Origin of the sequence: Microcoleus vaginatus FACHB-2002 (assembly GCF_040004035.1) — a bacterium.
In the GTDB taxonomy this organism is placed as follows: domain Bacteria; phylum Cyanobacteriota; class Cyanobacteriia; order Cyanobacteriales; family Microcoleaceae; genus Microcoleus; species Microcoleus vaginatus_C.
This window is the reverse complement of sequence record NZ_JAMPLN010000004.1, coordinates 279,604-291,618: the sequence shown is the minus strand read 5'-3', so window position 1 is coordinate 291,618 and position 12,015 is coordinate 279,604. Positions and strand designations below refer to the sequence as shown.

The window sequence follows — 12,015 nt, the reverse complement described above, 5'->3', positions numbered from 1 at the left end:
CGCAAAACCAAATTGTTTAGGAGCGCAATGCGCCCATTACTGCTAGAAGTAGCGCGTCAAACGATTTTTCGCATAAGTCCTGAACAACTCTTGACATCGCATACATTTATAAATTAGGGTACAGACCTCCGCGCCCACCCTATTTTTATAAATTTTGTTCGAGTTTTAACGTTGTTCATGCTATAATTCTGCGGGACTGTAGCAGAAAGGGGTGCTTTTTGATGAAAGCAGAATTTTATTTTGACTGTCACAAATATATTTGCAGTTTAGTTCAAGTTGATTTTGTCAAAGAATTAAAAATAAAAAATCATCAAGGTTTTGTTTTGGCTGTTAAACAAGGACAAAAGATGGGGCTTTTGGGAAAAAGTCGCCATAATGCTAAACAAGTTGATGTATCTAAGCCACATTTTTATAATGTAATTAAAGCGGCTATGAGCGCTTTGGAATTAGAAACTAAAAATGAGGTGATATTAGAGAGAAATCGAACTCTTGCTGATGCCGAACAAATGATTCAGCAGCAAAACCGAGAAATTCGCATTCTCAACGAACAGATTAGAATGCTTGGAACTAAGGTTGAGGAATTGTCAAGGGAAAAGCAGCAGTTATCAATGCAGCTAGTAGACAAGGAAATCAGAGAAACTGAAATTAGTCAAGAACTTGATAACTTTCATGCTACGGAGGAAGATTTAGCGACGGCGGAAATTGAGCATCGGATTGGAGAAGTTGAAATTAGTAAAGAAATCGCACAATTGCCAGTTCACCCTTCTCGGTTAGCCGTGGAGTTAATCGCAAATCAACAGAATGCGGAGGAGATTGAGGAAGAGGAAGAAATCACCGCGTGCGAGGTTGAAATTGTTGATTTAGAAATTATAGAAGAAGTAGAAGAAAATCTCACAAAAGTAGAAGTTAAAGGAGGAGAAAGTGAAATTAAACGACTGCCTAAAAGAGCTTCCAACAAAAGGATGAGAAAGAAATCTTAATACTTTAGTTGTATAGCAATCCTGGCATCATTTGTGAATTTATTACGGACTCCCAGCGGGTTCGGGGAGGGTTGGGGTGGGGTAAAAAATTTACGACTCCTGCAAGGATTGCTATAGAAGCGCTTTTAATCCATAAGAACGATCGCCCTTACATACTTTTTGCCAGAGAAAAAACTATTCCCTGAATAATTGAGCAAAGCGCTTTAACACCTTCAGGACAGTGTACAACCCATCCTTGCTCCGCAGCGTGAAAGAATACGACTCAGCATACTTAGGTGTTCGTTGATTTGTCACTTTCAGGAAAATAAAATCAATTCCATTTGTGACAAATCCCAAAGCAGGTTTTTCAGGATGAGGATTTCCCAGCATATATGCTAAAGCTTGGGGAATTCCTACTTCTAGCGAGTATTGTGACTTTTTTGCCTCAATTACCAATACCCAAAAATCCGGGGTAAAAACCAGTAAATCGAGGCGTCCTCTGACAATTGTTCCCTCATCTTCAGATTCAATTATCACCTCTTTTTCAGCACTCAAGTAAAAAGGAGCGCGATAAAAACCTGCTAATCTTAATAGCGGAGCAAGCACAACCAATTTAACAACTGGCTCAAGTATTGGATACTTGGACAAGTGCATATAATCGGCTGTTACTTCATCTAGTGCTTGCTTTTCCGAGTCTGTTAGTTCCGGTAAATCATCTTGCCATTCCCGGAAAAATTGCTCGTCGTCTATCCGCTGTAAACCAAACTTTGCTTCTAGGTCATAGAGGATTATATTTTGGGCTTGAATTGTTTCCACCATAATTTTATCTCCTAGCTTTTTCTTTAATTAGATCCATTGGCACGTTCATCTTTCGATTTTTCTCTTTTGGTTTTGCGAGCCAACAATGTAAAATACTATTATCATAGCATTTGCCCACCAACTTTTTCTCAGCCATTAAGTATTCCGGTATCCAGAATCTATATACCGACATGAGGATAGCTACAGGCAGAAAAATATCACCATCCTCTCCCATTTCTTCTGTGGGTAACAAGCAAAATAATTTCTCAAATTCCTGTACATCAGCTTTGATGTTATCAAAGTTATCTAAAAGTTTGTCCGGGTAAATCAGTGGATTCCTCATTCATCTTTCTAATATTCTTTGTCCGGCAATAATTGTGAATGTTTGACCTCGGTCATCAGATAGTCTAGCTGGTGAAACTCTGTTTCCACAATTATCGCGGCGATATCTTCCCCGTCTTGCTGTAAGAGAATTCGATCGCCCTTAAACATCACTCGTTTAATTGTGGCGATCGCATTTTCGCAAAATTCGTCAGCAGTTAAGCGAAAAAATCCCTTGCAACTCGCCGATTTTCCCGCCGCCGCCTCGCCTACAACACAATTTTGACAATTATCCAGGGCGATCGGTAAAATTACAGGTACGATCTAACTATTGTCAGCAGCATTAAATCCTTCAATAATTAGCCATTTGCCAACAGTCCCATAATTGTTGACAATATTGCACAATAGATAAAATTGTAAATATATAGCACCTGCGTTTTTTTTGACCGCTTATGAATAGCAGATTCCTCGATCGACTCCACCACCCCTCGCGCCCCGTCATCGTCTTCGACGGCGCAATGGGAACCAACCTGCAAGTCCAAAACCTCACCGCAGAAGACTTTGGCGGCAAAGAATACGAAGGCTGCAACGAATATCTCGTCCACACGAAACCGGAAGCCGTCGCCAACGTGCACCGGGGATTCCTCGAAGCAGGGGCCGATGTCATCGAAACAGACACCTTTGGCGCGGCTTCCATCGTTCTCGCCGAGTACGATTTGGCAGACAAAGCATATTATCTCAACAAAACTGCCGCCGAACTTGCCAAGGGTATCGCCGCCGAATTTTCCACGCCAGAAAAACCGAGATTTGTCGCAGGAGCGATCGGGCCAGGCACCAAATTGCCCACATTAGGACACATCGATTTCGACACACTCACCACCGCTTTTACCGAACAAGCAGAAGGACTTTATGACGGCGGCGTTGACTTATTTATTGTCGAAACTTGTCAAGATGTGCTGCAAATTAAATCAGCATTAAATGCCATTGAAGAAGTATTTAAGAAAAAAGGTGCGCGAATTCCGTTAATGGTATCACTGACAATGGAAGCCACCGGCACAATGTTAGTCGGTTCCGACATCACCGCCGCCCTAGCCATTTTGCAGCCGTACCCGATCGACATTTTAGGCCTCAACTGCGCCACCGGGCCCGATCGCATGGCAGAACACGTCAAATACCTTTCCGAACATTCGCCCTTCGTCGTTTCCTGCGTTCCCAACGCCGGTTTACCCGAAAACATCGGCGGCCACGCGCACTACAAACTCACGCCAATAGAATTAAAAATGGCCTTGATGCGCTTTGTCGAAGACTTAGGCGTGCAAGTCATCGGTGGCTGCTGCGGCACCCGCTACGATCACATTCGCGAACTATCAGAAATTGGCAAAACTCTTAAACCCAAAATCCGCGAAATTACTTGGGAACCATCGGCAGCCTCAATTTATAGCGCCCAACCCTACGAACAAGAGAATTCCTTCTTAATTGTCGGCGAAAGACTCAACGCCAGCGGTTCCAAAAAATGCCGCGATTTGCTAAACGCCGAAGACTGGGACGGTTTAGTAGCAATGGCCAGGGAACAAGTGCGAGAAGGCGCGCACATTCTCGATGTCAACGTGGATTATGTCGGCCGCGACGGCGTGCGAGACATGAAAGAATTAGTTTCCCGCGTGGTGACTAATGCAACTCTCCCTTTAATGCTGGATTCCACCGAATGGGAAAAGATGGAAGCAGGCTTAAAAGTTGCGGGCGGCAAATGTTTGCTGAATTCCACTAACTACGAAGACGGAGAACCGCGTTTTTATAAAGTTTTGGAGTTGGCGAAAAAATACGGCGCGGGCATAGTTATCGGTACAATTGACGAAGACGGGATGGCAAGAACTGCTGACCAAAAATTTGCGATCGCCCAACGCGCCTATAACGCCGCCGTCGCCTACGGAATTCCCCCCGAGGAAATCTTTTTTGATACCCTAGCATTGCCAATTTCTACCGGGATAGAAGAAGACAGAAAAAACGGCAAAGCTACCATCGAATCGATCCGCCGCATTCGCCAAGAATTACCAGGATGTCACGTAATTTTAGGAGTTTCTAACATTTCCTTCGGTTTAAATCCGGCGGCGCGGCAAGTTTTGAATTCCATGTTTTTGCACGAAGCGATGCAAGCCGGGATGGACTCGGCAATTGTCAGCGCTAATAAGATTTTGCCCCTCGCCAAAATCGACCCCAAACACCAAGAAATCTGCCGTAAACTGATTTACGACGAACGCGAGTTTGACGGCGAAATTTGCGTTTACGACCCCTTGGGCGACCTGACAACGGTGTTTGCGGGCAAAACCACAAAGCGCGATCGGACAGAAGACGCAAGCCTCCCGGTAGAAGAACGCCTCAAGCAGCACATCATCGACGGCGAACGCATTGGACTAGATATCCAACTCGCCAAAGCATTAGAAACCTATCCACCCCTCCACATTATCAATACCTTCTTGCTAGACGGGATGAAAGTAGTCGGAGAATTGTTCGGTTCGGGACAAATGCAACTGCCATTTGTATTGCAGTCAGCAGAAACAATGAAAGCGGCAGTTGCCTATTTAGAACCGCACATGGAAAAGTCCGAATCTGGGGACAATGCCAAAGGCACATTCATCATCGCTACTGTCAAAGGCGACGTTCACGATATCGGCAAAAACTTAGTTGATATTATCCTATCAAACAACGGCTACCGAGTGATTAACTTGGGTATTAAACAGTCAGTTGACAATATCATCGAAGCCTACGAAAAGCACAAAGCCGACTGTATCGCCATGAGTGGCTTGCTGGTAAAATCCACCGCATTCATGAAAGAAAATCTGGAAGTATTCAACCAGAAAGGAATCACGGTTCCGGTAATTTTGGGCGGCGCGGCTTTGACTCCCAAGTTTGTACATGAAGACTGCCAAAATACCTACAAAGGTAAAGTAATTTACGGCAAAGATGCGTTTTCAGACTTGCACTTTATGGACAAACTTATGCCAGCCAAATCTGCTGGTAAGTGGGAAGATTTGCAAGGATTTTTAGATGAAATAGGGCAGGAGAATGGGGCGGTTAAAGAAGCTAAAGCTGCGCCAGAAACTTCTGGAGAAGATCCCCAGAAAGCAGACACTCCTGTGGTAATAGATACCAGGCGATCCGAAGCAGTTGCAGCAGATATCGATCGCCCGACTCCTCCTTTCTGGGGAACGAAACTGTTGCAGGGAGAAGACATCCCCTTTGAGGAGATTTTCTGGCACTTAGATTTGCAAGCCTTAGTTGCCGGTCAGTGGCAGTTCCGCAAGCCAAAAGACCAATCGCGGGAAGAATACGATGCTTTCTTAGCGGAAAAAGTTTATCCCATATTGGAAGAGTGGAAGCACAAAGTCATCGCCGAAAAGTTACTGCATCCGCAAGCAATTTACGGGTATTTTCCCTGTCAAGCTGAAGGTAATTCTTTGCATTTGTACGATCCAGAAATCATGGCTGGCGGGCAAGATGTATCGACACCCGCTGCAACTTTCACATTTCCTCGGCAAAAATCGGCGCGCCGGCTGTGCATTGCCGACTTCTTCGCCCCCAAAGAATCGGGTAAAATCGATGTATTTCCGATGCAAGTAGCGACAGTGGGAGAAATTGCTACAGAGTACGCGCAAAAGCTATTTGCTAACCATCAATATACCGACTATCTCTACTTTCACGGGTTAGCGGTACAGACAGCGGAAGCAATAGCAGAATGGACTCACGCGCGAATTCGCCGCGAATTGGGATTTGGTAGCGAAGAACCCGACAACATTCGCGATATGCTAGCCCAAAGATATCGCGGTTCGCGGTACAGCTTCGGCTATCCTGCTTGTCCGAATATGGCGGATCAGTACAAGCAACTGGAATTGTTAAAGTGCGATCGTATCAACCTCTACATGGATGAAAGCGAACAACTTTATCCCGAACAATCAACAACGGCAATTATCACCTATCACCCAGCCGCCAAATACTTCAGCGCTTAATTCGTAGGGTACGCTATAAGCACCTTTCTCTCGCTTTGATCGTTCATTATCCTCGTTCCCAGGCTCTCTCTGCCTGGGAACAAAGATATGGAGGCTCTGCCTCCCTTTAAAAACCGGGAGGCAGAGCCTAAAAAAATGCGTTTTCAGGTATAACCTGCTAACAATAAAAAAAAAGTTTACGAATTAAAGCAACAAAAAAGCACCTTAAAAAAAGTGCTTTCCTGAATATGAACTTTCCGTGTCTGACGAAACTTTTATGAGTAATTCCGGGGAGTGCGAGCGCCGGCAGATGCTCCTACCATCGAAGCAACTAAACCCAATAGTGAGCCGAACAAGAAGGACCAACCAGCTTTTGCAGCATTACCAGCAATATTGCGAGTATCCTGAGCAGTTACGTTAGGCGCTTGGTTCGGCAAATCGACGCCGCCCTGCTGCGCTTGATTAATTGCTTCTCCCGCATTCGCAGCTATTACGCCAAAAGTACCGGCCACGCCATTTGCTAACAGCCAAGAGCCAATTGTTAAGGTAGTTGCCCACAAAATTGCTCCGTTCAAAAGCGCTGTGTTGCGGTTCATCGGGCCGCAAGCGCGAGCAGTTACCCAACCGCCAACGGCCAAGCTAATTAACAAACTGATAATTGACCAAATTCCGACGCCGGCACCCACGTCCCCTGAAATAGTGCGCGGAGCTCCTGAACCAGCAATGCTGCTCAACCCGATCGCAGCACCCAATGCACTTAACACCAGTTGTGTGCCGATCGCAATTACCAAACCAGAAAAAATCGGGCCCCAACGTACTCGATCATGATATTCCATCACTGAATTTACCACCACGGGTTCGGTACCAACATTATCTACAGGTCTATTTACGTATGACATAGGTTTTTTTTTCCTCAGAGAGTTGATTTAATTTTTAACAATCTTTCACCTAAGCATTGATTGTGGCTGAGATTGATAAAAACTATATCTGCCTGGGGAAAGAACCAGTATCTATGTCTGAAGAAAGAAACGAAAAAGTCATCAGCCCCCAGCTACCCGCCATTAGCGAATCCTTGATGACTGATGACTCAGGACTATTTTATCCCGTTAGAAAAGTTCCCGGATGTATACAGGAAATGCGGACGTATACAGAAAATACAGCTTAACGCAATCTTACAGCCGTTCCAACGGCAGTAATCAGCAGCAAAGCCCCGCTAGAGTCTACATTAATCGTGCCGGTGTCAACTTCCACCCCGATTACGGCATTCGCGCCCAGGCGCTGGGCCCGTTTTTCCAGTTCCGCGAGGGCATCTCGCTGTCCTTTGAGAAACACTTCCTCGTAACTGCCGGTGCGCCCGCCGATGATGTCGCGAATGCCCGCGAAGAAATCTCGCAGGGCATTGGTGCCGTAGACAACCTCAGCAGTTACAATTCCCAGGTAAGATTGAATTTCTGCTCCTTGGATGATATCAGTTGTTGTTACAATCATCAGTTGGCCTCAGTCGCGAAAATTTTGAGTGGGTCTTGTTCTGTAGATTTACTACATCTCGCCGCTCAAACATTCCTGGTAAATCATAAGTTGTCAGCTTGCCAAAGCGACAGCAACTCGCTCTTCCATTCCACATACTCTTTGAAACACATGGCCGTGCACAAACAAAGTCTCTTGGTATTCAGTACGTTACTAGTAGCAGGGTTCGCTGTCGCAGCGCCGCAGATAGCGCTCTCAGCAGAAACTTCGGTTCAAGTCAACCCTCAAAATAATTCAAATTTAGATGCTCTGCTGCGACAAGGGCGCGAGTTTGTAGATTTAGGAGACTACAGTAAGGCGATCGCCATTTATCAGGAAGCAGCACGTTTAGATACGGAAAACCCCCGCATTTTTTCTGGTATTGGCTATTTAGAAGCGCGTCAAGGCAACTATCAAGCCTCAGTAGAATTTTACCAACAAGCGATCGGTCTGGAACCGAACAATGCTGACTTCCAATACGCCTTAGGATATGCTATGGCGAATTTACAAAACTATCCTGCAGCAGCCACAGCTTATCGCCGCGCCGCTGTGCTCGATCGCAAAAATGTCAATGCCCGGATCGGTCTTGGAGTGGTACTCTTTCAGCAAAAAGATTACAGCGGTGCTTTTAAAGCATACCAAGAGGCGATCGCCCTCGATCCGAAAAATTGGCAAGCTTATTCTTCAATGGGTTTAGTATTGATCCAGCAGGGAAGTTTTGCCAGTGCAGTCACCGTACTCCAACAAGCAGCCGAACTCGCTCCCAAACAAGCAGGTGTCCAGTTAAAATTAGGCACTGCTTTGCTGCGTGCCGGCTATACTTCCGAAGGGCTAGCAGCTTTTGAAGAAGCTGCCAAATTGGAGCCCCGGAATCCAGAAGTTCAGCTAGAAATTGGCGAACTTCTCCAGGCTCAAAACGACTTCGACGGAGCGCTTATAGCTTATCAGCGGGCTATTGCGGTGCGACCTAATTTAGTGGAAGCACACGCAGGAATTGGGGAAATTCAACTGGAAAAACAAGATTTTTTAGGAGCGATTACCACTTTTGGGCGAGTGATTAAGCTTGATCCAAACCAGGCAGAAGCTTATTACAATATGGGTAAGGCACTCAAAGCGCGCGATCGCAAATCCGAAGCAATTCAAGCTTTTCAACAAGCCCTCAACACTTACCGCCAGCAAGGCAACAATGATGGTGCACAAAAAGCTGAGGCAGCATTGCGGGAACTGAAGTAATATTTCTCAATTTACTAATTGGTAATTGGTAATTGGCTATTGGCTATTAGCAATTGGTAATTTGCTAGCAGTTTTGAGTGTTGAGTAAGTAATTTTCGTAAGGCTTAACTCCTGACAATCGCAGCCTTGCGAGGAAAGAAGCAATCTCAAAACTGTTTCTATTCCCTATTCCCTATTCCCTCTTTCCTCTTCCTTCGTCTAGTTAATTTTTTAATTTGTCGCAGAGCAACGCGGCTAAATGCAGTATAATCTTGGCGCGATTTGAGAACGGCGAGCGGTCTGTAAGTTTAAGAAGAAATAAGGGCGCTCGCACAGTAGCATTTGGTAAAAGCTCCATCTTTTGTAAGATGTTAAAACAGCTTCCTGAATGGGAATCTATTTCTATTGATAGAGACTGCCAACTTGTTAACATTTGTAAAATAAGCAAAATATCCCATCCCCAGAGCTTCATCTATGCAAACGTATGACGTGATTATCATCGGCGCAGGTCACAACGGACTGGTATGTGCGTCTTATCTCCTCAAAGCTGGATATACCGTCCTTTTGTTAGAAAAACGTTCGGTTCCCGGCGGCGCGGCAACTACCGAAGCTGCGATTCCCGAATTGCCGGATTTTAAATTCAATATGTGCGCGATCGACCACGAATTTATCCATTTAGGGCCAGTTGTAGAAGAATTAGAACTGGAAAAACACGGTTTAGAATATCTTTTCTGCGATCCAGTTGCCTTTTGTCCGCATCCCGACGGCAAATATTTCTTAGCGCACAAATCTGTAGAAAAAACTTGTGCTGAAATTGCCCGCTACAACGAGCGCGATGCTAAAAAATATGCCGAATATACAGACTTTTGGCAGCGGGCTTTAGGTGCAATGGTTCCAATGTTTAATGCGCCACCAAAATCCATCATAGATATTCTGGGCAACTACGATATTGCAAAGATCAAAGATTTATTGTCAGTCATCGGTTCCCCCGACAAAACGCTGGACTTTATTCGCACGATGCTCACCAGCGCCGAAGACATTGTAAACGAGTGGTTTGACGAGGAATTTATCAAAGCACCACTCGCAAGATTCGCCTCAGAACTCGGCGCCCCTCCTTCCCAAAAAACCCTGGCTGTAGGCGCAATTATGCTGGCAATGAGGCATAATCCCGGCATGGCAAGACCGCGCGGCGGGACGGGTGCATTAGTTCAAGCGCTGCTTAATGTAGTGAAAAAATACTCTGGTGTGGTACTTACCGATCAGCACGTCGAAAAAATATTAGTTGATGACGGTCGCGCTGTGGGAGTTCGAGTTGCCGGCGGCACTGAATACCGCGCTACAAAAGGTGTCATTTCTAATATTGATGCTAAGCGGTTGTTTCTACATTTAATGGATGACAGCGATGTCGATGCTGCTGACCCTGATTTGCGGGAAAGATTGGAGCGCAAAATTGTTAATAATAACGAGACTATTCTCAAAATAGACTTAGCTCTCAATGAAATGCCCAAGTTTGAGCGCTGGAACCATCGAGACGAATATTTAATCGGTTCTGTGTTGATTGCAGACTCCGTGAGACACGTTGAAATCGCTCACAGCGACCCTTCCATAGGCCGAATCCCCGACTCCGACCCATCGATGTATGTGGTGTTTCCGACGGTACTAGACCCGTCAATGGCTCCCCCCGGACATCATACGGCTTGGATTGAATTTTTTGCTCCTTACATGATCGAAAATGCTGAAGGAACCGGCCAACACGGTACGGGGTGGACGGATGAGTTGAAAAACAAAGTTGCCGATCGTTGCATTGATAAATTAGCAGAATACGCCCCCAATATCAAAAATGCAATTATCGGCCGCCACGTGGAAAGTCCGGCGGAATTGGGAGAGCGTTTGGGGGCTTTGAAGGGAAATTATTATCACGTTGATATGACGCTAGATCAGATGATATTTTTCCGTCCTTTACCGGAGTTGGCGAATTACAAAACGCCGATCGACGGTTTGTTCCTCACCGGGGCGGGAACGCATCCGGGCGGATCGATTTCCGGTATGCCGGGACGCAATACCGCTCGCGTTTTCATGCACTCGCAGCAGCCTTTCGCCCAGACTTTGGCAGATGCGGCTAATTCTCTGAAAGCGAAGGGTAAGTCGGTATTTCGGAGTAATGAGAAGTAAGATTTTTAGCAACCGCAGATGAAGGCAAACAAACGCAGATGTGATTCATCTGCGTTTATTTGTATTGATTTATCAGTGTGCGAGTGCGAGAATTTTTTCTGGTTGATTCCCTGTGAAGGGAAAACGATTTGCGATCGCCCTCAATACCCTTTCTAAATCGGGAGCATCTTTCGCCAATGTTGGCTGCTCCTCCCGTTCGGTCAAATCTGTTAAAATATTCAGGATGAGCATTGCTAAATGTTCATCAGCATTATCCAACAAACTCAATAGCTTCTCGATATCTTTTTTCGCGCCCAACCAGTACCTCGCTCCCAGCAATTCAGCTTTTACTGATAAAGGAAGCTCTAATTTTAGATACTCTTCAAGTTTTGGCAATAGCTGCGGCGTACCTAAAAGCCCGATCGAATTAGCAGCATACCCTCTAACTGCTGTATCTTCATCAACATCAAGCAGTGAAAGCTCCAGATTTTCTATAGCTAATGGTTCTTCTAAATATCCAAGAGTTTCTGCTGCTGATGCGCGAACCAGTGCTGAAGGGTCATATCTGAGTATATATTCTATCGGTACAACCGCAGGACTATAACCAAGTTCTCCCAGTGCCTCCACGGCTTCAGACCTAACCAGTTCTTCTGGATCGTTTAGCAAAGGCATTAATGCAAGGCCAACTGTCTCTACTTCCTCTGAACCCAGATAACCTAATGCCTCGGCTGCATGGGCTCTAATTAATTCATCGGCGGATTTTAGCAATCTTAATATCTTCGGTACAGCCTCATAAACTTCTGCATCTACAAGCTGTATCAATGCTTCTGTTTGCAGGGTATAATCATCAGAATCGCAATAATCTAGCAGTGTTTCGGTTGTCAGCTTATCCATAATTTTTGCACCTCCCTAAATAAATTTTAGTGCTTCCAGCCTAGGTTATTTTCACACTTAGTCAGTTAAATTGAATGGCATTACGCAAGTATCAAAATGACTAAGTGTGAGTAATTCGACATCCCCCAAAACTCTCTGAATGTCGTGGTACTACACTAATTGCAGACTAATTTTGGGAGATGTTTCTTTGA

The 12,015-nt window shown here is 45.3% G+C and carries 11 protein-coding genes; 5 read left to right on the top strand and 6 right to left on the bottom strand.

Features of this window, described 5'->3' with window-relative positions; translation table 11 throughout:
- Positions 1 to 221 precede the first annotated feature (221 nt).
- The gene (locus NDI35_RS05730) at positions 222 to 980 is read left to right on the top strand and encodes a hypothetical protein (protein WP_445311865.1); all 759 of its coding nucleotides are present in this window, start codon (positions 222 to 224) and stop codon (positions 978 to 980) included.
- 174 nt (positions 981 to 1,154) lie between these two features.
- On the opposite strand, the gene NDI35_RS05725 is transcribed toward NDI35_RS05730, so the two are convergent.
- From NDI35_RS05725 to NDI35_RS05715, 3 genes are read right to left on the bottom strand one after another with little or no spacing between them, the layout of a single operon-like run.
- Positions 1,155 to 1,778, bottom strand: a complete 624-nt coding sequence (locus NDI35_RS05725; RefSeq protein ID WP_445311864.1) for a type I restriction endonuclease — start codon at positions 1,776 to 1,778, stop codon at positions 1,155 to 1,157.
- Between the two features lie 4 nt (positions 1,779 to 1,782).
- Positions 1,783 to 2,100, bottom strand: a complete 318-nt coding sequence (locus tag NDI35_RS05720; RefSeq protein WP_445311863.1) for a hypothetical protein — start codon at positions 2,098 to 2,100, stop codon at positions 1,783 to 1,785.
- A gap of 8 nt (positions 2,101 to 2,108) precedes the next feature.
- Complete coding sequence (locus NDI35_RS05715; RefSeq protein WP_445311862.1) at positions 2,109 to 2,249, bottom strand: hypothetical protein; 141 nt, start codon at positions 2,247 to 2,249, stop codon at positions 2,109 to 2,111.
- A 281-nt stretch (positions 2,250 to 2,530) separates the two neighbouring features.
- Here NDI35_RS05715 and metH point away from each other — a divergent pair, with 281 nt between their 5' ends.
- Positions 2,531 to 6,082 (top strand): methionine synthase, encoded by a 3,552-nt coding sequence (gene metH, locus NDI35_RS05710; RefSeq protein ID WP_445311861.1) that lies wholly within the window; start codon positions 2,531 to 2,533, stop codon positions 6,080 to 6,082.
- Positions 6,083 to 6,336: 254 nt separating this feature from the next.
- Here metH and NDI35_RS05705 read toward each other — a convergent pair whose 3' ends face one another.
- Positions 6,337 to 6,960, bottom strand: a complete 624-nt coding sequence (locus tag NDI35_RS05705) for a hypothetical protein (RefSeq protein ID WP_445311860.1) — start codon at positions 6,958 to 6,960, stop codon at positions 6,337 to 6,339.
- 113 nt (positions 6,961 to 7,073) lie between these two features.
- On the opposite strand from NDI35_RS05705, the gene NDI35_RS05700 reads away from it, so the two are divergent.
- A complete protein-coding gene (locus tag NDI35_RS05700) occupies positions 7,074 to 7,226 on the top strand; it encodes a hypothetical protein (protein WP_445311859.1) in 153 nt (50 codons plus the stop codon).
- Here NDI35_RS05700 and NDI35_RS05695 read toward each other — a convergent pair.
- On the bottom strand, positions 7,223 to 7,549 hold the full coding sequence (locus NDI35_RS05695; protein ID WP_172184303.1) for a YbjQ family protein: 327 nt from the start codon (positions 7,547 to 7,549) through the stop codon (positions 7,223 to 7,225). The genes NDI35_RS05700 and NDI35_RS05695 overlap by 4 nt on opposite strands.
- 150 nt (positions 7,550 to 7,699) lie before the next feature.
- On the opposite strand from NDI35_RS05695, the gene NDI35_RS05690 reads away from it, so the two are divergent.
- Positions 7,700 to 8,800 carry a tetratricopeptide repeat protein gene (locus tag NDI35_RS05690; protein WP_445311858.1) on the top strand — a complete coding sequence of 367 codons (1,101 nt, stop codon included), beginning with the start codon at positions 7,700 to 7,702 and terminating at the stop codon, positions 8,798 to 8,800.
- A 453-nt stretch (positions 8,801 to 9,253) separates the two neighbouring features.
- Positions 9,254 to 10,951, top strand: coding sequence for a beta-carotene ketolase CrtO (gene crtO, locus NDI35_RS05685; protein ID WP_445311857.1), 1,698 nt, complete (start codon positions 9,254 to 9,256; stop codon positions 10,949 to 10,951).
- A 72-nt stretch (positions 10,952 to 11,023) separates the two neighbouring features.
- Here the strand turns inward: crtO and NDI35_RS05680 are convergent, their stop codons facing one another.
- On the bottom strand, positions 11,024 to 11,824 hold the full coding sequence (locus tag NDI35_RS05680; RefSeq protein WP_445311856.1) for a HEAT repeat domain-containing protein: 801 nt from the start codon (positions 11,822 to 11,824) through the stop codon (positions 11,024 to 11,026).
- Positions 11,825 to 12,015 lie beyond the last annotated feature (191 nt).